Source organism: Streptomyces sp. NPDC059696 (genome assembly GCF_042733745.1).
GTDB lineage: Bacteria > Actinomycetota > Actinomycetes > Streptomycetales > Streptomycetaceae > Streptomyces.
Genome location: NZ_JBHWFG010000047.1, coordinates 1 through 26,083, shown reverse-complemented (window position 1 = coordinate 26,083; position 26,083 = coordinate 1). Strand labels below are relative to the sequence as shown.

General features: G+C 72.7%; 27 protein-coding genes. 19 read left to right on the top strand and 8 right to left on the bottom strand.

All coding sequences use genetic code 11. The annotated features are described in order from the left end of the window. Positions 1 to 140 precede the first annotated feature (140 nt). From ACFV20_RS33555 to ACFV20_RS33515, 9 genes are all read left to right on the top strand, one after another. Positions 141 to 761 (top strand): L-threonylcarbamoyladenylate synthase, encoded by a 621-nt coding sequence (locus tag ACFV20_RS33555; protein WP_385663958.1) that lies wholly within the window; start codon positions 141 to 143, stop codon positions 759 to 761. Positions 762 to 905: 144 nt separating this feature from the next. After that, on the top strand, positions 906 to 1,661 hold the full coding sequence (locus tag ACFV20_RS33550; protein ID WP_385663955.1) for a dienelactone hydrolase family protein: 756 nt from the start codon (positions 906 to 908) through the stop codon (positions 1,659 to 1,661). Positions 1,662 to 1,996: 335 nt separating this feature from the next. Continuing rightward, a complete protein-coding gene (locus ACFV20_RS33545; protein WP_385663952.1) occupies positions 1,997 to 3,502 on the top strand; it encodes a metallophosphoesterase family protein in 1,506 nt (501 codons plus the stop codon). 120 nt (positions 3,503 to 3,622) lie between these two features. Next, positions 3,623 to 4,651 (top strand): LLM class flavin-dependent oxidoreductase, encoded by a 1,029-nt coding sequence (locus ACFV20_RS33540; RefSeq protein ID WP_385663950.1) that lies wholly within the window; start codon positions 3,623 to 3,625, stop codon positions 4,649 to 4,651. Between the two features lie 419 nt (positions 4,652 to 5,070). Further along, positions 5,071 to 5,181, top strand: a complete 111-nt coding sequence (locus ACFV20_RS33535; protein ID WP_107047813.1) for a keywimysin-related RiPP — start codon at positions 5,071 to 5,073, stop codon at positions 5,179 to 5,181. A gap of 26 nt (positions 5,182 to 5,207) precedes the next feature. Next, the gene (locus tag ACFV20_RS33530; protein ID WP_385663947.1) at positions 5,208 to 7,058 is read left to right on the top strand and encodes a lasso peptide isopeptide bond-forming cyclase; all 1,851 of its coding nucleotides are present in this window, start codon (positions 5,208 to 5,210) and stop codon (positions 7,056 to 7,058) included. 126 nt (positions 7,059 to 7,184) lie between these two features. After that, positions 7,185 to 7,439: a lasso peptide biosynthesis PqqD family chaperone gene (locus tag ACFV20_RS33525; protein ID WP_385663944.1), complete on the top strand. Its 255-nt coding sequence runs from the start codon at positions 7,185 to 7,187 to the stop codon at positions 7,437 to 7,439. Next, positions 7,436 to 7,873 (top strand): lasso peptide biosynthesis B2 protein, encoded by a 438-nt coding sequence (locus ACFV20_RS33520; RefSeq protein ID WP_385663941.1) that lies wholly within the window; start codon positions 7,436 to 7,438, stop codon positions 7,871 to 7,873. Before ACFV20_RS33525 ends, ACFV20_RS33520 begins: the two co-directional genes overlap by 4 nt. After that, a complete protein-coding gene (locus tag ACFV20_RS33515) occupies positions 7,870 to 9,756 on the top strand; it encodes an ABC transporter ATP-binding protein (protein WP_385663938.1) in 1,887 nt (628 codons plus the stop codon). Before ACFV20_RS33520 ends, ACFV20_RS33515 begins: the two co-directional genes overlap by 4 nt. Before the next feature lie 70 nt (positions 9,757 to 9,826). Here ACFV20_RS33515 and ACFV20_RS33510 read toward each other — a convergent pair whose 3' ends face one another. Continuing rightward, positions 9,827 to 10,801: a TauD/TfdA dioxygenase family protein gene (locus ACFV20_RS33510; protein ID WP_385664028.1), complete on the bottom strand. Its 975-nt coding sequence runs from the start codon at positions 10,799 to 10,801 to the stop codon at positions 9,827 to 9,829. A gap of 171 nt (positions 10,802 to 10,972) precedes the next feature. On the opposite strand from ACFV20_RS33510, the gene ACFV20_RS33505 reads away from it, so the two are divergent. Together ACFV20_RS33505 and ACFV20_RS33500 are read left to right on the top strand one after the other, a co-directional pair. Beyond that, positions 10,973 to 11,803, top strand: a complete 831-nt coding sequence (locus ACFV20_RS33505) for an aldo/keto reductase (protein WP_385663936.1) — start codon at positions 10,973 to 10,975, stop codon at positions 11,801 to 11,803. A gap of 84 nt (positions 11,804 to 11,887) precedes the next feature. After that, the gene (locus tag ACFV20_RS33500; RefSeq protein WP_385663934.1) at positions 11,888 to 12,496 is read left to right on the top strand and encodes a DNA polymerase ligase N-terminal domain-containing protein; all 609 of its coding nucleotides are present in this window, start codon (positions 11,888 to 11,890) and stop codon (positions 12,494 to 12,496) included. Positions 12,497 to 12,528: 32 nt separating this feature from the next. Here the strand turns inward: ACFV20_RS33500 and ACFV20_RS33495 are convergent, their stop codons facing one another. From ACFV20_RS33495 to ACFV20_RS33485, 3 genes are read right to left on the bottom strand one after another with little or no spacing between them, the layout of a single operon-like run. Continuing rightward, positions 12,529 to 12,996, bottom strand: coding sequence for a peroxiredoxin (locus ACFV20_RS33495; RefSeq protein ID WP_385663931.1), 468 nt, complete (start codon positions 12,994 to 12,996; stop codon positions 12,529 to 12,531). Then, positions 12,993 to 13,373, bottom strand: a complete 381-nt coding sequence (locus ACFV20_RS33490) for a DoxX family protein (protein ID WP_385663928.1) — start codon at positions 13,371 to 13,373, stop codon at positions 12,993 to 12,995. The genes ACFV20_RS33495 and ACFV20_RS33490 overlap by 4 nt, the downstream gene beginning before the upstream one ends. A 45-nt stretch (positions 13,374 to 13,418) precedes the next feature. Next, positions 13,419 to 14,186 carry an AraC family transcriptional regulator gene (locus tag ACFV20_RS33485; protein ID WP_385663925.1) on the bottom strand — a complete coding sequence of 256 codons (768 nt, stop codon included), beginning with the start codon at positions 14,184 to 14,186 and terminating at the stop codon, positions 13,419 to 13,421. Between the two features lie 90 nt (positions 14,187 to 14,276). On the opposite strand from ACFV20_RS33485, the gene ACFV20_RS33480 reads away from it, so the two are divergent. From ACFV20_RS33480 to hemC, 4 genes are all read left to right on the top strand, one after another. After that, positions 14,277 to 15,431, top strand: a complete 1,155-nt coding sequence (locus ACFV20_RS33480; RefSeq protein WP_385664025.1) for an MFS transporter — start codon at positions 14,277 to 14,279, stop codon at positions 15,429 to 15,431. 169 nt (positions 15,432 to 15,600) lie between these two features. Further along, positions 15,601 to 16,581: a non-homologous end-joining DNA ligase gene (gene ligD, locus ACFV20_RS33475; RefSeq protein ID WP_385664022.1), complete on the top strand. Its 981-nt coding sequence runs from the start codon at positions 15,601 to 15,603 to the stop codon at positions 16,579 to 16,581. A 142-nt stretch (positions 16,582 to 16,723) separates the two neighbouring features. Further along, positions 16,724 to 17,500, top strand: coding sequence for an NPP1 family protein (locus ACFV20_RS33470; protein ID WP_385663922.1), 777 nt, complete (start codon positions 16,724 to 16,726; stop codon positions 17,498 to 17,500). 166 nt (positions 17,501 to 17,666) lie between these two features. Further along, positions 17,667 to 18,602, top strand: a complete 936-nt coding sequence (gene hemC, locus ACFV20_RS33465; RefSeq protein ID WP_385663919.1) for a hydroxymethylbilane synthase — start codon at positions 17,667 to 17,669, stop codon at positions 18,600 to 18,602. A gap of 24 nt (positions 18,603 to 18,626) precedes the next feature. Here hemC and ACFV20_RS33460 read toward each other — a convergent pair whose 3' ends face one another. Continuing rightward, positions 18,627 to 19,148, bottom strand: a complete 522-nt coding sequence (locus ACFV20_RS33460) for a hypothetical protein (RefSeq protein ID WP_385663913.1) — start codon at positions 19,146 to 19,148, stop codon at positions 18,627 to 18,629. A gap of 446 nt (positions 19,149 to 19,594) precedes the next feature. Here ACFV20_RS33460 and ACFV20_RS33455 point away from each other — a divergent pair, with 446 nt between their 5' ends. Beyond that, positions 19,595 to 20,386, top strand: coding sequence for an RNA polymerase sigma factor SigF (locus tag ACFV20_RS33455; RefSeq protein WP_385663910.1), 792 nt, complete (start codon positions 19,595 to 19,597; stop codon positions 20,384 to 20,386). Positions 20,387 to 20,464: 78 nt separating this feature from the next. Here the strand turns inward: ACFV20_RS33455 and ACFV20_RS33450 are convergent, their stop codons facing one another. Further along, positions 20,465 to 20,785, bottom strand: a complete 321-nt coding sequence (locus tag ACFV20_RS33450; protein ID WP_385663907.1) for an ANTAR domain-containing protein — start codon at positions 20,783 to 20,785, stop codon at positions 20,465 to 20,467. A gap of 246 nt (positions 20,786 to 21,031) precedes the next feature. On the opposite strand from ACFV20_RS33450, the gene ACFV20_RS33445 reads away from it, so the two are divergent. Continuing rightward, entirely contained in the window at positions 21,032 to 21,835 is an 804-nt protein-coding gene (locus tag ACFV20_RS33445) for a VOC family protein (protein ID WP_385663905.1), read from the top strand. A 115-nt stretch (positions 21,836 to 21,950) separates the two neighbouring features. Here the strand turns inward: ACFV20_RS33445 and glgX are convergent, their stop codons facing one another. Further along, positions 21,951 to 24,107, bottom strand: a complete 2,157-nt coding sequence (gene glgX, locus ACFV20_RS33440) for a glycogen debranching protein GlgX (RefSeq protein WP_385663902.1) — start codon at positions 24,105 to 24,107, stop codon at positions 21,951 to 21,953. Next, positions 24,104 to 24,616: a pep a2 gene (locus ACFV20_RS33435; RefSeq protein ID WP_366718295.1), complete on the bottom strand. Its 513-nt coding sequence runs from the start codon at positions 24,614 to 24,616 to the stop codon at positions 24,104 to 24,106. The genes glgX and ACFV20_RS33435 overlap by 4 nt, the downstream gene beginning before the upstream one ends. A gap of 364 nt (positions 24,617 to 24,980) precedes the next feature. Here ACFV20_RS33435 and ACFV20_RS33430 point away from each other — a divergent pair, with 364 nt between their 5' ends. Then, a complete protein-coding gene (locus ACFV20_RS33430) occupies positions 24,981 to 25,349 on the top strand; it encodes a DUF5133 domain-containing protein (protein ID WP_385663899.1) in 369 nt (122 codons plus the stop codon). Positions 25,350 to 25,423: 74 nt separating this feature from the next. Further along, positions 25,424 to 26,083 (top strand): maltotransferase domain-containing protein (locus tag ACFV20_RS33425; protein ID WP_385663896.1); only part of this gene is annotated, 660 nt, incomplete at its 3' end.

The following is a 26,083-nucleotide window of genomic DNA, read 5'->3' as shown; positions in this document are numbered from 1 at the left end:
CCGGCACACCGGTCGGGGACGTTACCTCACGTCCGCCGGGCACTCCCGCGGGCCCGGAGAGCGGACGGCGGGGCCCGGTGTCCCCGGTCCCGGCACCCCTGCTGCGCCGCCGGCCCGCACCGGCGGCATAAGCTCGGCGGATGGCGAAGTACTACGACGTGCACCCCGACAACCCGCAGGCCCGCACCATCGGCCAGATCGCCGACAGCATCCGCGTCGACGCTCTTGTCGCCTACCCCACGGACTCCTGCTACGCACTGGGCTGCCGCATCGGCAGCCGTGACGGCATCGACCGGATCCGTACGATCCGCAAGCTGGACGACCGGCACCACTTCACGCTCGTGTGCCAGGACTTCGCCCAGCTCGGTCAGTTCGTGCGGATCGACAACGACGTGTTCCGCGCGATCAAGGCGTCGACGCCCGGCAGTTACACGTTCATCCTGCCCGCGACGAAGGAGGTGCCGCGCGTGCTGCAGCATCCCAAGAAGAAGACCGTCGGCGTGCGCATCCCCGACCACGTCGTCACGCAGGCGCTGCTCGCCGAACTCGGTGAGCCGCTGCTGTCCAGCACCCTGCTGCTGCCCGGTGAGGAGGAGCCGCTGACGCAGGGCTGGGAGATCAAGGACCTGCTCGACCACGTGCTGGACGGGGTGGTCGACTCCGGTGACTGCGGTACCGAGCCGACGACGGTCGTCGACTTCTCCGGCGGGGAGGCCGAGATCGTGCGGTACGGGGCGGGCGACCCGTCACGGTTCGAGTAAAGCGCGCACCAAAGGCCGTTCACGGTTCAACCGTGTGGCGGGGGTGGGCGAATTGCCCCGGGAAGGGACGTGTCACGATGCCCGTGATCCGCCCGGTCACGCGGGCGGGTTGCGCCCCCACCCCCGCAGAGAGGCAGCTCAGCCATGACCGCCGTACAGGGAACCGCCGTCGACATCCCCACCGGGGACGGCACCGCCGACGCGTATCTGGCCCATCCCGCCGACGGGGCCGCCCACCCGGGGGTCCTGCTCTTCATGGACGCCTTCGGGCTGCGTCCGCAGCTGAGGTCCATGGCCGACCGGCTCGCCGCCGAGGGGTACGCGGTGCTGGTGCCGAACGTGTTCCACCGGCACGGCCCAGCGCCCCTGTTCGCCCTTCCCGCGTTCATCGACGCGGGCGCCCGCCCGGAGATATTCGAGCGCATCGGACCGGCCATGCGGGAGCTGACGGACGAGCGGGCGATGCGGGACGCGGGGGCGTATCTGCGGTGGCTGGCAAAGTCGCCGGCGGTGGCCGGCGGGCCGGTCGCACTGACCGGCTACTGCATGGGCGCCCGCCTCTCGCTGCTGACCGCGGGCACCTACCCGGACCGGGTCGCGGCCGCGGCCGGATTCCACGGCGGGCGGCTGGCCACCCAGGCCCCGGACAGCCCTCACCTGGTGGCCGGCAAGGTGACCGCCGAGCTGTACTTCGGCCACGCCGACCAGGACCACTCGCTGCCCGAGGAGCAGATCGAACGCCTGGAGCGGGCCTTGACCGAGGCGGGCGTGCGCCACCGGTGCGAGGTGTACACGGGCGCGCCGCACGGTTTCACGCAGGCCGACACCGCGGCGTACCACCAGGAGGGCGACGAGCGGCACTGGTCGGCACTGCTGGACCTGCTGAAGCGCACATTCTGACCTCGATCACCCTGCTTCCCCGGTCGCGTATCGACGGCAAGGGCCTGCTGTCCGCCGATCTCTGCGCGTGGCCCTCGCCGAACACGGTCGACGGAATCCCGCGGCACGGGCGGTGCCGCCCTGGCGGCCGCGGGCGCCGTCACCGGCCTGGGCATGGCGGGCACGCACCACCTCGGCATGGCGGCGACGCGGCCCAACGGCGACATCGGCTACGAACCGGCCGCCAACTCGACGGCTGGGCACCGCCCTTCACGGCGCGCGTCGGCCACCTCCGCACGCGGGCGAAGAGCGGCCCGCCCACGGGCCTGGCCCGGACCGGTTGTTACGGTGCACCGGTGTCCGACTCCTCACGCGATACCGCCGAAGGCGCCGGCTGGGGCACCAGCGAACGGGGCGCCTACCGTCAGTTGATGCCGCCGACGGCCGAGAAGATCTCCTGGCTGAACCCGAAGATGCTGTGGATCGCCCGCAACGGCGTGCTGGCCTCCTGGTTCGGGGACCCCACCGGCCGGACGCGCAGCCGGTGGGTGGCGCAGCGGGCGGCTTGCGGCGCGCCGGCCGACAAGGTGATCCGCCGCGACGACCCGGACCGGTTCTCGTTCCTGGTCATCGGTGACACCGGCGAGGGCGACGACCCTCAGTACGCCGTCGTGCCGGGCTTTCTGAAGACCGGTCAGGACACCCGCTTCGCCGTGCTGGCCAGTGACGTGATCTACCCGGTGGGCAGCGCGGACGACTACGACACCAAGTTCTTCCGCCCCTACCGGGACTACCGGGCCCCGATCTACGCGATACCCGGCAACCACGACTGGTACGAGGACCTCGGCGGTTTCATGCGCGTCTTCTGCGACGACGCCCCGCCCCTGCCGCCCGAGCCCCGGCCGCGCCCCCTCACCCGGGCCTGGCTGCGGTCACTGCTGTGGCACCGGCCGCGTCCGGACGTGGGGAAACGCCTGCCGGAGGCACGGAAGATGCGCGCCGCGCCCGAACAGCGGGCCGTCCAGCCGGGCCCGTACTGGGCGATCGACGCCGGCCCCCTGCGGATCATCGGCATCGACACCGGCCTGCTCGGCACCCTCGACGCCGAGCAGGGCGCGTGGCTGCGCGAGGTGTCCCGGGGACCCCGCCCGAAGATCCTGGTCACCGGCTCACCGCTGTACGTGGACGGCCGGCGCGAGCCGTGCGCCGTCGAGGGGGGCGGCACCGTCGACGACATCGTCCGCGACCCCGGCCACCACTACGTGGCGGTGATCGGCGGGGACATCCACAACTACCAGCGCTACCCGGTGCGGCTGGACGACGGCCGCACGCTCCAGTACGTCGTCGCGGGCGGGGGCGGCGCGTTCATGCACGCCACCCACACGATCCCCCGGGTCGACGTCGCGGGCGTCACCGAGCAGGACTTCCGCTGCTACCCGCTGCGCGGCGACTCCCTGGCCTTCTACAGCCGGCTCTACGGCCGTCGGCTGCGGATGCGCCGCTTCTTCACGCTCACCGAGGCCGAGGCCACGGCCGTGATCGCGGAGCGGCTCGGCATCAAGCCCACCCGCACCGCGGGCGCCCCGGCCCGCCTCACCCGGCGCGTGCGTCTGGTCGCCGGGCTGCTCGGCACCGGCCGCCGCCCCGACCGGGCCAGGCGGTTCCGGCTGCCGGTGCGCAAGATCTACACGTCGTTGTTCTCGCCGAGCTCGGCGACGTACGACCCGCCGTTCTTCAAGTGCTTCCTGCGCCTGGACGTCTCCCCCGAGGCGGTCCGGCTGCGCTGCTACGCGGCGACCGGCAACCGCGCCCAGGAGATCGACCCGCCGGTCGAGGACGAGGTGACGATCCCCCTGCGCTGACGGGGCGGCCGGGGAACCGGCCCGGCGGGCGGGGAACCGATCCGGCGGCCGGGGAACAGCGACGATCGCCGCCGGGTTGGCACCGTCGTACGCCATTGAATGTTCAATGATGGAGGGCTCGTGTCGCCGACCCCACGACCGCTGCGCAAACTGGGCTTCCTGACCATCGGGCTGTTCGACCCGGCCGATCCGCGCCCGGGCCACGAGTCCACCCTGGAGATCATCGAGCTGGGCGAGCGGCTCGGGTTCGACAGCGCGTGGGTGCGGCACCGGCACCTGCAGCACGGCATCTCCTCGCCGGTCGCGGTCCTCGCGGCGGCCTCCCAGCGCACCCGCCGCATCGAACTCGGCACGGCGGTGATCCCGCTCGGCTGGGAGAACCCGCTGCGGCTGGCCGAGGACCTGGCCACCGTGGACCTCCTGTCGGGCGGACGTCTGAACCCCGGTGTGAGCGTGGGCCCTCCGATGCACTTCGACCAGGTGAAGGGTGCGCTCTACCCGGACACGGCCGACGCCGAGGACTTCGGCTACGGGCGGGTGCGGCGGCTGCTGGACTTCGTGCGGGGCGAGGCGGCGACGGACTTCAGCGGCGTCGAGGGCTTCGAGGTCTTCTCGGACCGGGTGCAGCCGCACTCCCCCGGTCTGGGCCGGCGCCTCTGGTACGGCGGCGGCAGCCTGCGGTCGGCCCGCTGGGCCGGTGAGCACGGCATGAACCTCCTCACCAGCAGTGTGGTGAAGGCCGAAGCCCCCGGCGGTCCCCACGACTTCGCGCAGATCCAGCTCGCCCAGATCCGCGCCTTCCGGTCCGCCCACCCCGACGGCGAAGCCGCCCGCGTCTCGCAGGGCCTGGTCGTCATCCCCACGGACTCGGCCTCGCCCGCGCAGCGCGCCCGGTACGAGGAGTACGCCGCGCAGCGCACCCCCCGCACAACGGCACCGCAGGGCCCGGCGCGGTTGTTGTTCGCGCAGGACCTGGTGGGGACCTCGGCCGAGATCGCCGAACGGCTGCGGGCGCACGCCGCGTTCCGGGAGGTGGACGAGGTGGCGTTCGCCCTGCCCTTCTCCTTCGAGCACGAGGACTACGTACAGATCCTCACCGACATGGCGACGAAACTGGGGCCGGCCCTGGGATGGCAGCCAGATGCCTAGATGCGGCAGCGAATCTCGTGGCTCCGCGGCGAAGGGGAGCACGCCGTAGGCCTGGAATGCGCCACGGCGGCGCCCGCCCGGGCCGCCGCGGGACCGGCCCGGCAGGTGCCGCGAGCATCTGCCGGAGACGCATGTCGAAACGTTCATGCGCACCTCTGCCCACGTCGGCCGCGCCGTGTGGGGGCGCCTGCGCCGGCCGAACGAGAACCGGCGCACCACCCGATGGCGCGGGATTGTGCAGATAATCCGAGCTTTACGAAGGCTCTTGCCCTGAGCTCACGCTCTGCAGCTAGCTGGTGATGCATCCGCTTCCCGGCCCGGGTTCCCGATGAGCCCGGCGCCGACCGGCTGCACCTGGTCTTTCCCCAGGGGCTGCCGGTCAGGGAAGCGGGTGGCGGAACCGCACGTGAGGAGTGGTCATGAAGAAGGCTTACGAGGCACCGACGCTCGTCCGGCTCGGAACGTTCCGGAAGGAGACGGGGCTGCTCCAGCGCTCCGGCAACGACCGGCTGATCCTGAGCAAGAACTGACGACCGACGGTCCTTGACCCGACGTCATGACTGAACTGCACGAAAGTGCGGGGACGGGCCCCGGCGACGCGCACTTCGCGGTCTTCACGGACCGTGCGGACGCGGCCGCCGCGGCCCGCTCCTTCGCCCGCCCCGGAACCCGGACCCTCGCACACACGTCGGGCCGGCCCTGGCTGGTCGGCCACTGGCACGACCACGAGGTCGTCACGGCGAGCGCCCGCGGCGCCTCCCTCGCCGTCGTCGGCTGCTGTCCGATCGACGCCGGCGAACTCGGGCGGCGAGCGGCGCGGTTGCGTGATCTCGCGGAGCTCGACACGCTGGCCCGGTCCCTCCCCGGCAGTTTCCACCTGGTCGGCGCCCTCGACGGCCGGATCAGAGTGCAGGGCACGGCCTCCGGGCTGCGGCTCGTCTTCCACGCCGAGGTCGACGGCGTGCGCGTGGCCGCGACCCGGGCCGACACCCTGGCCGCCGCCCTGGGCGCCGAGCCCGACATGCAGGAACTGGCCGTGAGGCTGCTGTGGCCCGCCCCCTACCCGCTGTTCGAATCGTCGATGTGGCGTGCGGTCACCGCCGTTCCCCCGCAGACCGCCGTAGTGATCGCCGCGGACGGCCGCACCGCACGGCACACGCGCTGGTGGACGCCACCGGAGCCGGTCCGCCCGCTCGCCGCTGCGGCTCCCCTCGTCCGGGCGGCGCTGCACGAGGCCGTCGGCGCGCGGACCCGGCAGGGCGGCGTGGTGAGCTGCGACCTGTCCGGGGGCCTGGACTCCACCTCCGTGTGCTTCCTGGCCGACCGCTCCCCCGCACGCGTGGTGGCCAGTACGTGGCCGGGACGCGATCCGGCGGACACCGACCTGGCCTGGGCGAAGCGGGCGATGGGCCATCTGCCGGACGTCGAGCACGTGGTCTGGGACGCCGACGCCTCTCCGCTGGTCTACGAGGACCTGCTCGGCATCGACGACCTCCTCGACGAACCCACCATCGGCGTCATGGACCGTTCCCGGGTGCTGCACCATCTGCCCGGCCTCGCGGCACGCGGCAGCCGGTTGCACCTGACCGGCATCGGCGGCGACCACGTGGCCTGGTGCTCCGAGGCCTACTACCACCGGCTGCTGCGCACCCGCCCGCTCTTCGCCGCACGCCAGTTGCGCGGGTTCCGGGCGCTGTGGCAGTGGCCGCTCGGCGGCACACTCCGCGCGCTCTGCGACGTCCGCCCGTACGGCACGTGGCTCGCCGACGCCGCCGGTGACCTGCGGGGCACCTTGCCCCCGTCCGTCGCGACAGGTCTCGGATGGGGCATGGCCCCACGCCTGTTCGACTGGGTGACGCCCGAGGCCGAGCGGATGGCCCGCCGGGCACTGCTCGAAGCGGCGGCGACGGCGTCTCCGCTGCATCCGGACCGCGGGCTGCACACCGACCTGGAGCAGATCCGCTCCTGCACCCGCGTCATCCGGCAGTGGGACCGGATGGCGGCCCACGCCGGCCTGCCGATGGCCTCTCCCTTCCTGGACGACCGCGTCATCGAGGCGTGTCTGTCCGTACGTCCGAGCGAGCGCGTCACGCCCTGGCGGTACAAGCCCGTCCTGAGCGCCGCGATGCGCGGGATCGTTCCGGAGGAGTGCCTGCGACGCAGCAACAAGGCCACCGCCTCCATGGACGCCTCGAACGGACTGCGCGAGCACCGTGCCGACCTGCTGGCCCTGTGGGAGGACTCACGGCTGGCGGAACTGGGCCTGGTGGACGGCACCGAGCTGCGCCGTCTCGCCCGACGGCCCGCCTCGCCGGGGCTCTCCGACGCCATCCTCTACTCGACGATCGCCGCGGAGGTGTGGCTGCGCGGGCTCGCACGCGGCCGGACCCATGTCCGGCAATCCTGATCGCTCCTCCGCCGGACACGCGACACGTCAAACACGCGACACGACAGACACGCGGCACGACAGACACGCGGCACGACAGACACGCGGCACGACAGACATGTCAGACACATCAGAAAGGCTCCCCCCATGCCCCTGCGGTTCGGCGACAACGTCTCCACGGCCGAGACCGACTACGGCACCGTCCTGCTGGACGAACAGGTCGGCGCCTACTGGGAGTTGAACCCGACGGCAACCTTGGTGGTACGGACCCTGCTGGACGGCGGTGAGGAGTCGGACGCGGCCGCCGCCCTGGTCCGGGAGTTCGACGTCGACCAGGCCCAGGCCCTCCAGGACGTCGAGACGCTCGTCCACGGGCTGCGCGCGTCGGGGCTCGCCTCATGACGACGCCCAGCGCGCTGGAGCGGCCGACCGGTGTGCCCTTGGCACGGCGTCTGACCGCCCGCCTCGTCCTGCTCCCCGCGGTCGCCCTCGCCCTGCTGCCGCCCCGCCACATCCGCACCGTGCTCGGCCTCCTGCGGCGCGGGGCCGCACCGGCGACCGCCGGGCAGGCCCGCAATGCCCGTGACGCCATGTGCGCCGTCAGCCTGCGCTGCGCCGGGCCGAAGGGGTGCCTGCCGCGCTCCCTGGGAGCGGCACTGCTGTGCCGGCTCGGCGGAACCTGGCCGACCTGGTGTACCGGTGTGCGGGTGACCCCGCCCTTCACCGCGCACGCCTGGGTCGAGGCCGAAGGCGCTCCCGTCGGCGAGGGGGTCCCGCAGGGCTACTTCGCCCGGCTGGTGACCGTCGCCCCGCTGCCCGGTCCTGCCGACCGATGACCGGGGCGACGGTCCCGCGCGGCGACCGGACCACGGTCGCCGAAACCGGCACCGAAACCGGCACAGGCACCGGCACCGGCACCGGCACCGGCACGAGCAAGTCCCCCCTGGCCGCGATGGCCACGGTGTACCGGCTCACCGCCGGGCACCGGAGCGCCATGGCGGTCGCCGGCGTGCTGACCCTCGTCGGATCCGCCCTGGGGCTGGCCCAGCCGCTCGTCGCCAAGCAGGTCGTGGACGCCAGCGGCCGCGGGCAGGTCGTCTGGCCGCTGCTGGCCCTCCTGGCCACACTGTTCGTCGTCGAGGCGGCGACGGGAGCGGCGGGGCGCTTCCTCCTGGAACGGATGGGCGAAGGCGTCGTACGGCGGCTCCGGCACGGGCTGGTGGACCGGCTGCTCCGCCTGGAGATGAGGGAGTACGACCGCCACCGGGGCGGCGACCTCATCTCCCGGGTGACCAGCGACACGACTCTGCTGCGCGAGGTCGTCTCCCAGGCCTTGGTCGATCTCGTGACGGGAAGCCTGGTCGCGGCCGGGGCGCTCGCCCTCATGGCGTGGCTGGACCCGCTGCTGCTGCTCCTGGTCCTCGTGACCGTGGCGGCGTCCGCCGTGGTGGTCGCCTCACTGCTCACGGGGATCAGGAACGCGTCCGCACACCTGCAGGGCTCGGTCGGTGCCGTCGCCGCCGACCTCGAACGCGCCCTGAGCGCCCTGCCGATGGTCCGGGTGCACCGAGCCGAGGAGCGGGAGGCGGCGGGCATCGGCGCCCGCGTGGACGCGGCCTACGGAGCGGGGGTCCGCACCGCGAAGCTCGCCTCCGTGATGAGCTCCGCAGTCGAACTCGCCGTGCAGGGCTCCTTCCTCATCGTCCTGGTCGTCGGCGGCCTGCGCGTCGGCGGTCACGCCGGCTCCCTGGGCGATCTCGTCGCGTTCCTGCTGTACGCCTCGTTTCTGGTCCTGCCGTTGTCGTCCGTCTTCCGTGCGGTGGGCCTCATCCAACGCGGGATGGGCGCTTACCAGCGCATCGACGAGGCACTCCGCCTCCCTGTGGAGCCCACCGACCCCGCGGACCCGGCGGACCGCGCACCCGCGGCGCAGCCGACCGGGCCGTCCGGGACGCACGAACCGTCCGTTCTCGCCCTGCACGACGTCCACTTCGGCTACGCCCCGGAGCGTCCGGTCCTGCGCGGAGTCTCGTTCGACGTCCCACAGCACCGGCAGGTGGCCTTGGTGGGCCCGTCCGGGGCCGGCAAGAGTACGGTGTTCGCCCTCGTCGCAAGGTTCTACGAGCCGGATGCGGGCACCTTGCTCTTCGGCGGGCGGCCGGCGACCGGGCTCTCGCGCGGTGAGTGCCGCCGGGGCATCGCCGTGGTCGACCAGAACACCCACGTGGTCCGCGGCACCCTGCGGGACAACATCACCTACGCCGTACCCGACGCGACGGAGGCGGAGATCCGGCGCGTCGTCGAACTGGCCCGGCTCGACGAGGTCGTCGAGCGGCTGCCCGGGGGCCTGTCCGCCGTCATCGGTGAACACGGCTGCAACCTCTCCGGCGGCGAACGACAACGTGTCGCCCTCGCACGCGCGTTGCTGGCCCGGCCCGCGTTGCTGCTGCTGGACGAGCCCACTTCTCACCTCGACGCGATCAACGAGTCGGCGCTCACCACCGTCATGAAGGACGTCGCCCAGGAGTGCGCCCTGCTGGTCATCGCCCACCGCCTGTCCACCGTGCAGCACGCCGACCACATCGTGGTGCTCCAGGGCGGCCGCACGGTCGCCCGCGGGCGTCACGAGGACCTGCTGGCCGGCAGTGCCCTCTACCGTGAGCTGGCCGCGAGCCAGATGCTCCGGCCGGGCGGGGAGCCCCCGGCGAAGGGCGCGTGAGCAGGACACCGGGCCTGCGGGCCCGCCTGACGACGAGCGCGCACCCGTGGTCCGGCCCTCGTGTCCGGGGTCACCAGCGGCCTGGCTCGGTCCCCGTGATCGGCTCCGACGGTGTGCCGTCCACCCCGACGGGCACGTCCCCGGCGAGCATCACGCGGTGCATGATCCGCGGATGGTCGAGGTGGGCGGTGTCGCTCGGGGCGAGATGCATGGTGGCGCGGTTGTCCCAGAACGCCACGCTGCCCGGCTCCCAGCGGAACCGGACCGTGTACTCGGGCCGGACCGCCTGCTCCAGCAGCATCTCCAGGACGGCGCCGCTCTCGGGCCGGGAGAGGCCGGTGATCTGCTCGACGTAGTAGCCGTTGACGTAGAGGATCCGCTCTCCGGTCTCGGGGTGGACGCGCACCAGCGGGTGCAGGGACGCGACCTGCCGGTCCAGCAGGTGCCGGACGTACGCGTCGTCTCCGGGCCGTGGCTGGTAGCCGACCCCGAGGCGGTGCTCGGCCCGCAGCCCGTCGACGAACTGCCGCAGCGGCGCGGAGAGTCCGGCGTACGCCGCCGCCAGGTTGGCCCAGGTGGTGTCGCCGCCGTAGGGCGGTACCGTCTCGGCGCGCAGGATGGTCGCGGCGGGCGGGTCGACGCGGGCGCCGTGGTCGCAGTGCCAGCCGCGCAGCAGCGTGTGACGGCGGCGGCGCAGCCACTCGTCGTGCTCCATCCCGAACCGGCCGCCCAGCTCCAGCCGGTCGGCGGTCGTCTCGACCTCGGGAAAATCGGGAGGTGAGGCCTTGCCCCGCCGCGGCAGCACGACCGGCTCTCCGAACCGCCGCGCCAGTGCCACGTGCCCGGCGTGGTCCAGCCGCTGCCCCCGGAAGAACACCACCTTCCACCGCAGCACGGCGGCCCTGATGGCCGCGACCACGGCGTCGTCGAGTTCCGTGGCCAGATCGACACCGCCGATCTCCGCCCCGATGTATCCCGCCACCGGACGCACCTCGACCCCGGCCTCCCCGACCGCCACGTCCGTCGTCCCGCTGTCCGTCGTCATGAGCACTCCGCTGGTCGTGATCCTGCCGTCCCGAAGATCGTGACAGCGATCCCCGCCGAGGGCGACCATCAGGACGAGGGCGGTCACCTCATGCGGTCCTCATGGCGGCGACGGTGGGACGCTGGAGGGACGACAAACCAGCGCACGCACAGTCAACGGGAAGGCCCGACGGTGACCAGCATCCCGACGCACACGCTCAACGACGGTACGACGCTCCCCGCCCTGGGCCTCGGCACCTGGCCGCTCGGCGACGACGAGGCGCAGCAGGCCGTGCTCTCGGCCCTGGAGGCGGGCTACCGTCTGATCGACACGGCGGCGAACTACCGCAACGAGAGGGGGGTCGGCCGCGCCGTGGCCTCCGGTGTGGTGCCGCGCGAGGAGGTCGTCGTGACGACGAAGCTCCCGGGCCGGCACCACGGCTACGAGGAGACCCTCGCCTCCTTCGAGGAGTCCCGGGCCCGCCTCGGCCTGGAGTACGTCGATCTGTACCTGATCCACTGGCCGCTGCCGCGCGTGGACCGGTACGTCGGCTCCTGGAAGGCCATGATCAAGCTGCGCGAGGACGGGCTCGTGCGGTCGATCGGCGTCTCCAACTTCACGGCCGGGCACATCGAGCGGCTGGAGGAGGAGACCGGGGTGCTGCCGTCGGTCAACCAGATCGAGCTGCACCCGCTGCTGCCGCAGGACGATCTGCGCGCCTTCCACGCGGGCAAGGGCATCGTCACCGAGAGCTGGAGCCCGCTGGGCCGGGGCACGCCCCTGCTGGAGGATCCCGCGCTGACGAGGATCGCCCGGGCGCACGGGGTGTCGCCGGGGCAGGTCGTGCTGCGCTGGCACACGCAACTGGGCGCGGTACCGATCCCGAAGTCGGCGAACCCCGAGCGGCAGCGCGCCAACCTGGACGTCTTCGGCTTCGAGCTGAGCGAGGACGAGATGCGGGCCGTCGCGGACCGGGCGCAGCACAGGGTCGGCGGGGACCCCGAGGTGCACGAGGAGTTCTGACGGGTACCCGGGGCGCCCGTGAGGCACCCGCGATGCAGCCGTGAGGCGCGCCTGAGGCGTCCGTGGGGCAGGAAGGAGCCGGAGGTGGCCGAGGCGGACCGGCTGCGGGACTACCGCGGCAAGCGCGACTTCGACCGGACCGGCGAGCCCCGGGGACGCGGTGCGTCCGGCGGTGACATGCCACGGTTCGTGGTGCAGATCCACGACGCGAGCACGATGCACTTCGACTTCCGGCTCCAGGTGGGCGATGTGCTGAAGTCCTGGTCGATCCCCAAGGGCCCCTCGGCGGACCCGAAGGACAAGCGCCTGGCCGTGCCCACGGAGGATCATCCGCTGGAGTACGAGGAGTTCGAGGGTGTGATCCCGAGCGGCGAGTACGGCGGCGGCACGGTGATCGTCTGGGACCACGGCACGTACGAGCCGCTGAGCCATGACCGTCAGGGCCGGCCCGTCGACTTCGCCGAGTCGCTTCAGCGCGGGCACGCCACGTTCCGGCTGAGCGGTTCCAAGCTGCACGGCGAGTACGCCCTGACCCGGTTCCGCGGGGGCGGTGACGGCGAGGAGGCCTGGCTGCTCGTGAAGCGGTCCGGGGACGCGGCCCGTCCGCACGGGACCCCCGATCCGCGCCGCGCCCGCTCGGCGAAGTCCGGCCGCACACTCGCCCAGGTGGCGTCGGAGACGGCCGGGGAGTGAGCGGCGGCGGCCGACGGGGCGTACCAGGAGGGTCAGGCCCGGTGGGAGCGCAGCGCGGCGAGGGCCCGGTCGGCGTGCGCGTTCATGCGCAGTTCGCTGCGGACGACGTCGAGGACGGTGCCGTCCCGCGCGATGACGAAGGTGGTGCGCTTGGTGGGCGCCAGTGAAAAGCCGCGCTTCACGCCGAACCGCTCACGGACCGCCCCGTCGGCGTCGGACAACAGCGGCATGCCGAGGCCGTGCCGTCCGGCGAACTCCTGCTGCCGTTCGACGGCGTCGCCGCTGATGCCGACGGGCCGCGCTCCGACGGCGGCGAACTCGGCGGCCAGGTCCCGGAAGTGGCAGGCCTGGGCGGTGCAGCCCGGGGTGAGGGCTGCCGGGTAGAAGAAGAGCACGACGGGGCCCTCGGCGAGCAGCGCGGACAGACTGCGCGGGGTGCCGGTCTCGTCGGGCAGGGAGAAGTCCTCGACCTTGTCGCCGGGCTCCACGCGCGCGGTCACGCCCCGCCCTCCGCGTTGCGGGCGACGCCGCGCGCCCAGAGCACGAGGGGCACCTGCAGGGGCAGGCGCCCGAAGGCGGCGGCCTTCTGCCGGGCGGGGCGGTGGCGCCAGTCGGCGGCCATCTTGACGTTGGCGGGGAACACCCCGACGAAGAAGGCCGCCGTGGCCAGGGCGGCCGCCTTGCGGGTGCGGGGCAGCGCCAGGCCGGCGGCCAGCGCGAGTTCGGCGGCGCCGCTCGCGTAGGTCCAGGCCCTGGGCGTACCGGGCAGGCCACGCGGGATGGTGGCGTCGAACGGGCGGGGGGTGGCGAAGTGGGCGACGCCCGCGGTGGCCAGCAGGCCGGCGAGCAGCAGGGGTGAGCGTTCGGACCGGGGCACGGTTCCTCCTCTGAAGGCCTGCCGCGCATTATTACCGGTCGGTAGTCAGGTCGGTCCACCCGGGTCCCGGGCGGGCCCGAGATGTCTGCCCGGCGTGTAGCCGAAGGAGCGGCGGAAGACGTCGATGAAGGCGCTCGCGGAGGACCAGCCGCAGCGGTGGGCGACGGTGGTGACGGGCAGGCCGTCGGCCAGCAGCCGCAGGGCGTGGTAGAGCCGCGATTGGGTGCGCCACTGAGGGAACGTCATCCCGAGCTCCGTACGGAAGAGCCGGCTGAGGGTCCGCTCCCCCACCCCGGCCGCGGCACCGAGCTCGGCGAGGGTGCGGACGTCGGCCGGTTCGGCGTGCACGAGCGCGCAGACGGCGGCCAGCCGCGGGTCGGTGGGCGTCGGCAGGCGCAGGGGCTGCTGGGGCGAGACCCGCAGCTGGTCGCGCAGCACGGCGCGCAGCCGGTGCCGCTCCGGGCTGCGGTCGTGCGGGTCGCGGGTGTAGGCGAGGATCAGCTCGCGCAGCAGCGGGCTGACGGCGAGGACGGCCGGGTGGTCCAGGCCGAGGGGGTTGTCGTCGGCCGGAAGGCCGATCAGGTGCAGATCGAGGTGGCCGTGGGCGCGGTGGGCATGCACGGTGCCGGCCGGGACCCAGATGGCGCGGGTGCCGGGCGCGAACCAGGTGCCGGCATCGGTGGTGACGGCCACGACTCCGGCGCCCGCGTAGACGATCTGGTGGTCGTCGTGCCGGTGCGCGTCGATGCGGCCGCCGGCGGTGAGCCGCCGGGCGCGGGTGGGTGCGGTGGCGGTGTGGCGGATGTTCGGCACGATCCGGCAGATTATCGGAAGCGGGCCGGACCGCTCGCGGACGACGATCGCCGGGTGACCTCTTCCCGATCCGGCCGACCCGTCGCCCTGATGTCCCTGGGGCACGCCTGTGTGGATGTGTACCAGGGTGCCGTCGCCGCCCTGGTGCCGTATTTCGTCGCCGAGCGCGCCTACTCCTACGCCGCCGCCTCGGGTGTCGTGCTGGCGGCGTCCCTGCTGTCGTCGCTGGTACAGCCGCTGTTCGGGGTGCTCACCGACCGGTGGGCGATGCCGTGGCTGCTGCCGCTGAGCGCGGTGGCGGCCGGGGCGGGTGTCGCCCTGAGCGGGGTGACCGGCTCCTACGCACTGACCCTGGCGGCGGTGGCTGTGACCGGGGTGGGCGTGGCCGCCTACCACCCCGAGGCCGCCCGGGTGGCGCGGGCCGTGGCGCACGGCCGGCACACCGCGATGGGCTGGTTCTCCTTCGGCGGCAACGCCGGCTTCGCGCTGGCGCCCCTGCTGGTCTTCGCCGTGACGGCCACGGGCGGACTGCGCGCCTCTCCCCTGCTGGTCGTGCCCGCCCTGGCGGGTGCGGCCCTGTGTGCGGCGGCCGTGCGGGCCGCGGGGCCCGGCACCCGGGGTCACGGTGCGTCCGCCGCCGTCGGTGAGGACGACTGGCGGTCCTTCCTGCGGCTGTCCGGGGCCGTGGCGTGCCGCTCGGTGGTCTTCGTCGGCCTGAGCGCGTTCGTCTCCCTGTACGTGCGCGAGCGCACCGGCGGCGGGGAGGTGGCCGGTACGGCGGCGCTGTTCGTGCTCTACGCCGGCGGTGCGCTCGGCACGCTGGCCGGGGGCCGGCTGGCCGGGCGGTACGGGCGGGTGACGGTGGTGCGCCGGTCGTACGCCCTGACGGTCCTGGCCGTGGCCGGGCTGGTGCTGGTGCCCGGGCCGCCGGTGTACTTGTTCGTGGCGCTGACGTCGGCGGGCCTGTATGTGCCGTTCTCGCTGCACATCACTCTGGGCCAGGACTTCCTGCCTCGGCGCGTGGGCACCGCGAGCGGGGTCACGCTGGGGCTCACCGTGAGCGTCGGCGGTCTCGCGGCGCCCGCCCTCGGGGCGCTGGCCGACGCGACGTCCCTCCGGTCGGCCCTGCTGCCGCTCGTCGTGCTGCCCGCGCTCGGCCGCCTGCTGCTGTGCGGCCTGCGCGAACCGGCGCCCCTGGGGGTGGCCGCCGTGCGGGCGGATCCGCGTGACCCGGCCGCACGCTGACCGGGGATCAGGCCGACGTGTCCGGAGCCGGCGGGGGTTCGCCTTCCTCGTCGCCGTGGGCGGGGAAATCGTCGCGACGCCCGGTGAGGCCGCACCCGGGTCGGCGCCGTTCAGGGGAAACCGCCGGAGAACACGCGTGAGCGCCCGCCGGTTCGTCGACACCTCACCCGTGGACCTGCCGCTGATCCCGCCCATGCTCGCCACGTCCGGCGCCCTGCCGCCCGCCGCCCAGGACGCGCGCTGGGCCTACGAGACCAAGCAGGACGGCCAGCGGGTGGTGGTCTATCTGCCCGGGGACGGCACCGTACTGCTGCGTGCCCGCTCCGGCGACGACATCACCGCCGCCTACCCCGAACTCCGGCCGCTGGGCACCGCTCTCGGGGCCACCCCCGCCGTCCTGGACGGAGAGGTCATGGCCCTGGACGCCGAGGGCCGCGCGAGCTTCCAGCTGCTGCAGTCCCGGATGGGCCTGGCCCACGCACCCGCCAGGGCCGCCCGGCGCGCGGCCGAGGTCCCCGTCCACCTCGTGCTGTTCGACCTGATGCACCTGGAGAACCACTCCCTCCTGCGCCTCCCCTACGCACGACGCCGCGCCACGCTGGAGGACCTCGGCCTCACCGGGCCCTCCTGGTCGACCCCGCGGGCCCTGGTCGGCCACGGCGCCGAGGCCCTGCGCGCCACCCGGGAGCACGGCCTGGAGGGTCTGGTCTGCAAGCGGCTGGACTCCGTGTACGAACCCGGGACGCGCTCCCGGGCGTGGATCAAGATCCGCAACATGCGCACGGAGGACGTCCTGGTCGGCGGCTGGCAGCCCGGCAGGGGTCGCCTCACCGGTCTGCCGGGCGCGGTGCTGGTCGGGCAGCGCGCGGCGGGCCGGCTGCGTTACGTCGGCAGTGTGGGCACGGGCTGGAGCGAGGCCGAACGCACCGAACTCGCCGGGTTGCTGGAGGCCGCCGCGACCGGCGTGTGCCCCTTCGACCCGGCCCCCCGGGCCCCTGGGGCGCACTGGGTGGTGCCCCGCCTGGTCGGCGAGGTCCGCTACAGCACCCGCACCCGGGAGGGGTTGCTGAGGCAGCCGTCCTGGCTGCGGCTCCGGCCCGATCTGGCGCCCGAGGACGCGGCGGCCGACATCCCGGACGACATGGTCTGAAACGACGCCCGGTCTCCCGCTGTTGGGCAGCGATTCACCCCGGAGCCCCTCCGGCCCTCTTGGCATGGACGCGTTCAACCTGGAAGCTGAACCCCCGTTTCCCCCACAGCCGTTGGGCTGCGCCCGGACCAAGGAGGACGCAGTGTCGTCACGCACGTTCGCCCGCCACAGCAGGAGATGGCTCACCGCAGCGGCGGGTGCCGCCGCCCTCGTCCTGGCGGCCCCCGCCACGGCCTTCGCCGCCCCGCCGTCGGCGCTGCCCGCCAACGCGGACCCGCTGGAGCAGACGTACCAGCCCGCCTACGACTACGACACCGACGGCTGTTACTCCACGCCGGCGATCGGCCCGGACGGCACGGTGAACGGCGGCCTGAAGCCGAGCGGCGCCCTGAACGGCAGCTGCCGGGACGCCTCGGACCTCGACAACACCAACGGCTACGCGCGTGCCAAGTGCAACAACGGCTGGTGCGCCATCCTGTACGCCCTCTACTTCGAGAAGGACCAGGCCGTGGCCGGCAGCGGCCTCGGCGGCCACCGGCACGACTTCGAGCACGTCGCGGTGTTCGTGCAGGACAACCAGGTCAAGTACGTGTCGACGTCCAACCACGGCTCGTTCACCGTGCACGCGGCGTCCGCGATCCGCTTCGACGGCACGCACGCGAAGATCGTCTACCACAAGGACGGCATCAGCACGCACTGCTTCCGTGCCGCGAACACGAACGACGAGCCGCCGGAGAACCACAAGCGCACCTGGCAGTACCCGGCGCTGGTCGGCTGGAACGGCTACCCGGCGGGCGTGCGCGACAAGCTCACGTCGTACGACTTCGGCAGCGCCCACTTCGGCCTGAAGGACGGCGACTTCGCCGGCCACCTCGCGAAGGCCAAGCCCTCCGGCATCTCCTTCGACCCGTACGCCTGAGACGGGCGGACCGGCCGGGCCCGGACGCCCGGCCGGTCCGGCCCCGGATCGCGGGGCGGCGGTACCGGCTCGCGGGAGATCCACTCGCCCCGAACTGACGTGCGCCGCCCGGCAGTCGGGGGAGGTACGGCACGAACACCCCCGCGAGAGGGTCTATCGTGTCCGCATGTCCGTCCCCGAACTGATTCGCATCGTCTCCCGCGACTCCCCCATGGCGCTCGCCCAGGTGGAGCGCGTCCGGACCGAATTGGCCGCCGCCCGTCCCGGAGTGCGCACCGAGGTCGTGCCGGTGAAGACCACCGGCGACAAGTGGATGGGCGATCTGTCCCAGGTCGAGGGCAAGGGCGCGTTCACCAAGGAGGTCGACGCGGCACTGCTGGCCGGCGAGGCCGACCTCGCCGTGCACTGCGTGAAGGACGTGCCGGCCGACCGGCCGCTCCCGGCGGGCACGGTGTTCGCCGCGTTCCTCAAGCGGGACGACATCCGCGACGCCCTGATCCACCCGGGCGGGCTCACCCTGGACGAACTGCCGGCCGGCACCCGGATCGGCACCTCGTCGGTGCGCCGCGTCGCGCAACTGGCCGCCACGCACCCGCACCTGGAGTGCGTGCCGTTCCGGGGCAACGCCAACAAGCGTCTCGCGAAGCTGGCCGCCGGGGAGGCGGACGCACTGCTGCTCGCGGTCTCCGGCCTGGAGCGCATCGGCCGCGAGGACGTCATCAGCGAGATCCTCTCGACCGAGACGATGATGCCGCCCATCGGCGCGGGCGTGCTGGCGCTGCAGTGCCGTGAGGACGACACCGCGCTGATCGACGCGGTGAGCGGCCTCGGCGACCCCGACACCCACCGGGAGACCACCGCCGAGCGCATGTTCCTGCATGTGCTCCAGGGGCACTGCAACAGCCCCATCGCCGGGTTCGCCCAGGTGGACCGCAGCGGCGAACTGTCCCTGCGAGCCTGTGTGTTCACCCCGGACGGCAAGACGCGCCTCAACGCCCACGAGTGGGCGGGCCGGCTCGACCCGGCCACCCTCGGCACCTCGGTCGCCGTCGCCCTGCTGCGTCAGGGTGCGCGCGAGATCATCGACGGCATCCCGCACTGAGCCGCGCGAGGCCCTGACACCGGATCAGGCGGTGCCTTCCTCCGCCTGGTCCCGCAGGAAGACGCTCACCTGGTGCGCAAGGCTGTCCCGCACCGCGCCCTGCTGACCGCCCGTGACCGCCTCGTGCGCGCCGATGCCGCCCGACCACAGCCGGCGGGCGGTCCACTCCTCCTCGACGCGCAACTGCACCTGGACGTCCACCAGACCCAGGGCGGCCTCGGCGCCGGCCGCGTAGAGCACGGCGGTGGCCCTGCGCAGCGGGTAGACGTCGAAGCCCTCGATGAACTGCGAGTTGCGCCAGTCGATGAAGGCGCCCTCCCCGTCCGGACCGAGACGGACGTCGATCTGGCCGTCCTCCAGATGGACCCCGAGCTGGCGGTTGCCGCGGTTCTCGACCGTCACACGGAGGCAGAAGTACGTCAGCCCGTCGGCGGCGTCGTCCCGGCCGCGGGGCGGCTCGGCCAGTTCCAGACGGTGGACGCGGACGCGCAGACCGGCATGCTCGTCGTACTCCTGCCAGTCCCCGACCACGTTCGGCTCGTACACGCTGCACCCTCTCGACCTCTGGAAGCTGCTTCCTATCTGTGCGCTCAGCGCACTGTCAAATGAGCAGAATGCGCTGTGGCCTGGCAGTTCATCCTTTTTGATCGGCGATCAAGCCGTGCCCAGCGGTTATCCGGAAAGAGCGGGGGAAAGCGCTTACCCAGGCGTGCCGCACATCACTTCCACGAGTGAAGATCAACGGACCGGACGACCGGCAGAGTCAAGGGACGCCAGCGGTCCGAACCGGTCACGGGGCATGAGCGAAAGAGCGGCACCTTGAGAGCGCCCCCGTCCCCCGAATGCCGTATTGTCTGAATTGTCAGTGCTTCGGACAGGAGGCACGTACGTGGGGAGCCGGCCGCCCGGACTCCTGGTGCTGTCCGTGATGTCCGAGGCCGCGCTTCCCACGGTGTCTGCCCACTCAGCACCTGCTCAGGGAGGTGCGCACCATGCGTATCGCCGGCAGCACCCGAACGCACCCCCACGACGACGCCCCCGACACCACGGCGGCGTTCGCCCGTCTCGCCCGTCTGCCCGAAGGGCCCGAGCGCAAGGCCCTGCGGGACGAGCTGGTCGAGGCCTGGCTGCCCATGGCCGAGCGGATCGCCGTCCGGTTCCGGGGCCGCGGAGAGGCCCTCGAGGACCTGTACCAGGTCGCCGCACTGGGCCTGGTGAAGGCGGTCGACCACTACGACCCGGCCCGCGGCAACGCCTTCGAGGCGTACGCGGTACCGACGGTCACCGGCGAGATCAAGCGCCACTTCCGCGACCACATGTGGACGCTGCACGTACCCCGCCGGGTCCAGGACCTGCGCAACCGGGTGCGGCACGCGGCGAAGGAGCTGTCGCAGACCACCTCGGGGCGCGCCCCGACCGTCGCCGAGATCGCCGAGTACGCCCAGCTCACCGAGGGCGAGGTACGCACCGGCACGGAGGCCCTGGAGTGCTTCTCCGCGCTGTCGCTGGAAGCCGAGATGCCCGGGACCGACGGCTACGCCCTCGGGGACGCGATCGGCGGGCCCGACCCGGCCTTCGACACCGTCGTCAACCGGGTGGCCGTCCGGCCCTGCCTCGAGGCGCTGCCGGAACGCGAACGGATCATCCTGTATCTGCGGTTCTTCAAGGGCATGACACAGAGCCGCATCGCCGAGCAGCTCGGCATCTCGCAGATGCACGTCTCCCGGTTGCTCAGCAGCTGCTTCGCCCATCTGCGTGAGGAGCTGCTCGCGGAGTCGCGCTGAGCACGCGCCGGGGCGGCGGTGACCGGTTCCGCCGAGGCGGCAGCGACCGGATCCCGGATCCCCGGATCCCCGCCGGGATCACACCTCCGGCGGCGATCCGGGGATCTGCGTCGGCCCGGCACGGTCGAGGGCGTCCTCCAGGACGGACCGGATCTCCTCGGGCATCAGGCCCGTGCGCCCCCAGACGAGGATCAGTTCGGCGACGTTGCGCAGCTTGATGTTGGTGTGCTGCGACACCTCCTTCAGCACTCTCCACCCCTGGTCGGGGGAGATCCTGCCGAGTGCCACGACCATCCCGATCGCCTGGTCCACGACGGCATGGGAGACGACCGCCTCCTTCAGCTGCTGGACCTCTTCCTGCAGTGCGAGGATCCGGTCCGAGCCCCCGTCCGTGGGCATGGTCACCTCCGGGTGCGGTGCGCCGCTGCGCCTGAGGCCCCACCGGGTGCTTGAGTACCTTGACGCAGTGTCCGACCCATCCATCGTCGTCACTCGGCCCGCCCGGTGCCACCGGGGCGGACCAGGCGGGACACCGTTTCGGCGCCCTCGCCGGGGTACTCGACAGGCGCCCACAGCGGTTCCGGTTGGACACTGGTGTCAATCCTCCGGTGGCTGCCAGGCCGACGAGATCAGGACGCGACTGCCATGAACCACGACATGCCCACCTCCTCCGGCACGAAGGACGTCGTCTCATCACACTCCGTGTTCGGCGCGCCCTGCTGGGTGAGCCTGACCAGCCGGGACGTCGAGGCGACCGAGGAGTTCTACGGTGCCGTGCTGGGCTGGCAGTGGCGGCCGGCCAAGCTCGGCGACCGGTTCCGGATCGCGCTGAAGGACGGCTCGCCGGTGGCCAGCATCGCGGGGGTGGCGACCATGTGGCAGATGGCGGTCGCGTGGACGCCGTACTTCGCGGTGCGCAGCGCGGACGAGGCGGTCGCGCGGGTGCAGGAGCGCATGGGGACGGTCGCGGTGGGGCCGATCTCGCTGCCGCCGGGGCGGGCGGCGCTGCTCGCCGACCGGGACGGGGCGACCTTCGGCATCTGGGAGGGCGACCTCTTCACCGACTGGGAGACCTGGCGCAACGCACAGCCGGCCTTCATCACGCTCCACACCCGGGACGCCTTCGACGCGGCGATCTTCTACGGCGAGATCCTCGAGTGGGCGACCCAGCGGCCCGGCTGCTGCGAGGTGCACTACGAGGGCGGCGAGGTCGTGCTGCGCAGCCGCGGGGACGTGGTGGCCCGGATCGAGTCCGGGGCGCTGGAGGCGGCCCCCGACCCCGCGATCCGGCCGCACTGGCAGGTCCACTTCTCCGTCGACGACGTGGAGGCCTGCGCCCGCGCGGCCGAACTCCACGGCGGCAGCGTCCTGTCGAAGGGCAGTGACGAGGCGGTGCTGCGCGACCACGACGGAGCGCAGTTCACCGTGACCGCGCGCCGCGACCGCTGATCGCCGCTGTCGCCGTCGCTGCTACGCAGGTCACTTCCCCGCCTCCTGTGCGACACGCGTGAGGGGTGACGCCCGGCGGGCGTAAACCCACACGCGTTTCGTTGGCCGTTAGGCGTCACTCCTCGTCGCGCGTCGCGCGTGACGGGCGGGAGAGCAGAACCAGGCTGCGGGCACCGACGGTGAGGCCCGTCCCGGCCTTGTGCTCCGACTCGTCCGGGGTGCCCTCCGGGTCGGCCGTGTCGATGAGGGCCCTCCAGCATTCGCCGTAGGAGGGGCCCGGAAGGCGGAAGTCGACCGGCTCCCAGTGGCTGTTGAGGAGCAGCAGGAACGAGTCGTCGACGACGGGGCGGCCCCGCGGGTCGGGTTCGGCGATCGCGTCACCGTTGAGGAAGACGCCGACGTGGTGCGCGTCGCCGCGCTGCCAGTCGTCGTCGGTCATCTCGCGGGCGTCCGGCGCCAGCCACACCAGGTCGGGCAGCGGCTGGTCCGCCCGGGTCAGGGTCTCGCCGAGGAAGAAGCGGCGTCTGCGCAGCACGGGGTGGCCCGTGCGCAGCCGGATGACGTACCGGGTGAACTCCAGGAGGTCGCGCTGTTCCTCGGTGAGCCGCCAGTCGATCCAGGAGATCTCGTTGTCCTGGCAGTAGGCGTTGTTGTTGCCGCGCTGGGTGCGCCCGAGTTCGTCCCCGTGGGAGAGCATCGGGATGCCCTGGGAGAGCAGCAGGGTGGCGAGGAAGTTGCGCTGCTGGCGGGTGCGCAGTTCCCGCACGGCCGGGTCGCGCGTCGCGCCCTCCGCGCCGCAGTTCCAGGACCGGTTGGTGCTCTCGCCGTCCTGGTTGTCCTCGCCGTTGTCCTCGTTGTGCTTGTCGTTGTACGAGACGAGGTCGCGCAGGGTGAAGCCGTCGTGCGCGGTGACGAAGTTGACGCTGGCGCGGGGCCGGCGCCGGCTGTGCTGGTACAGGTCCGAGGAGCCGGTCAGCCGGGAGGCGAGCTCGCCGAGGGTGTGGTCCTCGCCGCGCCAGAAGTCCCGGACCGCGTCGCGGTACATGCCGTTCCACTCCGACCACAGGGGCGGGAAGTTGCCCACCTGGTAGCCGCCCTCGCCGACGTCCCACGGTTCGGCGATCAGCTTGACGCGGCTGATCACCGGGTCCTGCTGGATGAGGTCGAAGAACGCCGACAGCCGGTCCACCTCGTGGAACTGGCGGGCCAGGGTGGCCGCGAGGTCGAAGCGGAAGCCGTCGACGTGCATCTCGGTCACCCAGTACCGCAGCGAGTCCATGATCAGCTGCAGGACGTAGGGGTGGCGCATCAGCAGGCTGTTGCCGGTGCCGGTGGTGTCGTAGTAGTGCTCCCAGTCGCCGTCGACCAGACGGTAGTAGGAGGAGTTGTCGATGCCCCGGAAGGACAGCGTCGGGCCCCTCTCGTTGCCCTCGGCGGTGTGGTTGTAGACCACGTCGAGGATCACTTCGAGCCCGGCCGCGTGCAGGGTCTTCACCATCTGCTTGAACTCGGCGACCTGTTCCCCGCGCGTGCCGTGGGCGGCGTAGCCGTTGTGCGGCGCGAAGAAGCCGATGGTGTTGTAGCCCCAGTAGTTCGACAGGCCGCGGTCGTGCAGCACCCCGTCGTGGACGAACTGGTGGACCGGCATCAGCTCCACGGCCGTGACGCCGAGGGAGGTCAGGTGCTCGACGACCGCGGGGTGGGCCAGCCCGGCGTAGGTGCCCCGGAGTTCCTCGGGCACCTCGGGGTGTGTGCGGGTCATGCCCTTGACGTGCGCCTCGTAGATGACCGTGTCGGCGTAGGGCCGGCCGGGCCGGGTGTCGTCGCCCCAGTCGAAGGCCGGGTCGGTCACCACGCCGAGCATGGTGTGCCCGGCGCTGTCGGCCGCGTCGGGACCCCCGTCGGGGTTGCGCTCGTAGAGCGAGGGGTGGTTGTCGATGTGGCCGTCCACCGCGCGGGCGTACGGGTCGAGCAGCAGTTTGGCCGGGTTGCAGCGGTGACCCGCGGCCGGGGCCCACGGTCCGTGCACGCGGTAGCCGTAGCGCTGGCCGGGGCCGACGCCGGGGAGGTAACCGTGCCACACGAAGCCGTCGACCTCGGTCAGCGGCACCTGGGTGTGGGTGCCGTCGTCGTCGACGAGGACCAGCTCGACGCGTTCGGCGACCTCGCTGAACAGCGCGAAGTTGGTGCCGGCCCCGTCGTGGTCCGCCCCCAGGGGGTAGGGGCGCCCGCCCCAGGCGGACGCCCCCTTCCTCGACGGCCGGCGCGTCACCGGGCGTCCTCCAGGACCTCGGCCGGGGTACTGGCCGGGCCGGCCAGCTGCACGACCCGCTCCTCGCGGGGCACGTCCAGGCCCTCGCTCTCGCGCGGGGCGGGGGCGGTCGGCACCAGCGGGACGCGTTCACCGGCGCGGGCGCGCTGCGAGAACCAGATGACCTTGCTGCCGGTCTCGGTGGCGCAGCAGCCCCAGCCGTCGCTCATGGCCGCGAGGTGCTCCAGGCAGCCTCGCAGCTCCTGGTCCGGGCGCAGGGCGCGGTCGTTGTCCCCGATGGCGGTGATCAGGTGCTGCCCGTTCCACCACATCTCGATCGACGTGTTCTTGTCCGTGGCGTGCTCGTCGATGGCCTTGAGCAGCATCTCGGCACCGCCGCAGACGGGCTGGACCAGGTTGTCCAGGTCCCAGAACTTCAGGTGAGCGGCCAGAATGCGGCTGACCTGTCCCACCCGTTCCGGGCTGACTTCCACGTCGAGGTGGTAGTAGCAGGGCACTGCGGTCTTCATCGGTCGGCTCTCCTCACCGCGAAGCTCAGTTCCTTCTCACTCCCGCGGTCTGCGGGACGTTCCCCGAACACGGAACGTGAGCGCCTATCGCTTCTGAGTCACCCTCAGCCTGAGGGTGCTAGCCCGTTCGTGCAACACGAGCGCACAGCTGAGGCGTCTGCGTGCCCAAGTGAGCAGGTCCGGGGCGCCCGAACGGCCCAGCAGGGCGGTCAGTGGTTGAAGACCCAACAAGACGCTGTGTCGTCACGCGTGCACCATGTGTGAAGAACTCGATCGCCGTTACGGGTCCGTGCCGCTTGACGCACGGCCGCCGTCCGACCGTCGGGAGACCGTGCCCCTCGAGCCCCGAAAGGTGATCGGCGCCATGCTGCTACCCGCCAAAGCCGAAGTCGCCCGGCAGTTGCGGCGTTACCGGGCCTGGGAACGCGTGATGCTCGCGGCACCGAACGACCGCACGGTGCGGACGACGTTCGAGGACTCCGGCTACACGCTCTGCGTGCTGATGGGCAAGCGCTGTGCCCGGGAGGCGGCGGACGCCGCCGAGCGGTACCTGCGCACGAACCACGTCACCTACCTGCAGGAGCAGCAGATCACCTGCTTGCAGGAGCAGCACGTCACCTGTGTGCCGGAACCGAAGGAACGGCCTCGTCCGGCCACGGCGGTCAGACGCCGGACATCGGCGGCGGAACGCAGATCCCCGGCTGCCGAGCGCAGATCCACGGCGGGAAGGTAGTCGGCCTTCCCGCACACCCGTCCCCTGAACCGGGCCCCGCGGCCCGGCTTTCGAGCACGCTGGAGGTGAGGACCATGAGGAGGACCCGGGCCATCGGCCGCATCCCGGTACGGGACGTCCGCCCGGCCGTGGAGGGCGGCAACCGGCCGGCCAAGGCGGTCGTGGGTGAGTCGTTCGAGGTCACCGCCACCGTGTTCCGGGAGGGGCACGACGCGGTGGCCGCCAACGTCGTCCTGGAGGACCCCGAGGGCCGCCCCGGCCCGTGGACCCCGATGCGCGAACTCGCCCCCGGCAGCGACCGCTGGGGCGCCGAGGTCACCGCGGACGCCGTCGGCCGCTGGTCGTACCGGGTGGAGGCCTGGAGCGACCCGGTGGCCACCTGGCGCCACGCGGCGGGCATAAAGGTCCCGGCCGGCATCGACCCGGATCTGGTCCTGGAAGAAGGGGCGGAACTGTTCGAGCGGGCAGCGGCCGGCACACCGAAGGGAGCCGGCCGCGCGGTGCTGCTCGCTGCGGCGGAAACCCTGCGGGACGAGGAGCGTCCCGCGGCGTCGCGGCTGGCGGGGGCGCTGACGCCGGAGGTGGACGCGGTGCTGGCCCGCTATCCGCTGCGGGAGCTGGTCACCAGCAGTGAGCCGTTGCCGCTGCTGGTGGAGCGCGAGCGGGCCCTGTACGGCTCCTGGTACGAGTTCTTCCCGCGCTCGGAGGGCACGCGTGAGCAGCCCCACGGCACG

What these genes read in the sequence shown, in the direction of transcription:
- ACFV20_RS33520 (WP_385663941.1), top strand. Translation starts at nt 7,436, where the DNA reads ATGACGACGCCCAGCGCGCTGGAGCGGCCGACCGGTGTGCCCTTGGCA.
- ACFV20_RS33445 (WP_385663905.1), top strand. Translation starts at nt 21,032, where the DNA reads ATGAACCACGACATGCCCACCTCCTCCGGCACGAAGGACGTCGTCTCA.
- ACFV20_RS33530 (WP_385663947.1), top strand. Translation starts at nt 5,208, where the DNA reads ATGACTGAACTGCACGAAAGTGCGGGGACGGGCCCCGGCGACGCGCAC.
- ACFV20_RS33430 (WP_385663899.1), top strand. Translation starts at nt 24,981, where the DNA reads ATGCTGCTACCCGCCAAAGCCGAAGTCGCCCGGCAGTTGCGGCGTTAC.
- hemC (WP_385663919.1), top strand. Translation starts at nt 17,667, where the DNA reads ATGTCCGTCCCCGAACTGATTCGCATCGTCTCCCGCGACTCCCCCATG.
- ACFV20_RS33455 (WP_385663910.1), top strand. Translation starts at nt 19,595, where the DNA reads ATGCGTATCGCCGGCAGCACCCGAACGCACCCCCACGACGACGCCCCC.
- ACFV20_RS33535 (WP_107047813.1), top strand. Translation starts at nt 5,071, where the DNA reads ATGAAGAAGGCTTACGAGGCACCGACGCTCGTCCGGCTCGGAACGTTC.
- ACFV20_RS33450 (WP_385663907.1), bottom strand. Translation starts at nt 20,785, where the DNA reads ATGCCCACGGACGGGGGCTCGGACCGGATCCTCGCACTGCAGGAAGAG.
- ACFV20_RS33510 (WP_385664028.1), bottom strand. Translation starts at nt 10,801, where the DNA reads ATGACGACGGACAGCGGGACGACGGACGTGGCGGTCGGGGAGGCCGGG.
- ACFV20_RS33550 (WP_385663955.1), top strand. Translation starts at nt 906, where the DNA reads ATGACCGCCGTACAGGGAACCGCCGTCGACATCCCCACCGGGGACGGC.
- ACFV20_RS33515 (WP_385663938.1), top strand. Translation starts at nt 7,870, where the DNA reads ATGACCGGGGCGACGGTCCCGCGCGGCGACCGGACCACGGTCGCCGAA.
- ACFV20_RS33525 (WP_385663944.1), top strand. Translation starts at nt 7,185, where the DNA reads ATGCCCCTGCGGTTCGGCGACAACGTCTCCACGGCCGAGACCGACTAC.
- ACFV20_RS33555 (WP_385663958.1), top strand. Translation starts at nt 141, where the DNA reads ATGGCGAAGTACTACGACGTGCACCCCGACAACCCGCAGGCCCGCACC.
- ACFV20_RS33480 (WP_385664025.1), top strand. Translation starts at nt 14,277, where the DNA reads ATGTCCCTGGGGCACGCCTGTGTGGATGTGTACCAGGGTGCCGTCGCC.
- ACFV20_RS33435 (WP_366718295.1), bottom strand. Translation starts at nt 24,616, where the DNA reads ATGAAGACCGCAGTGCCCTGCTACTACCACCTCGACGTGGAAGTCAGC.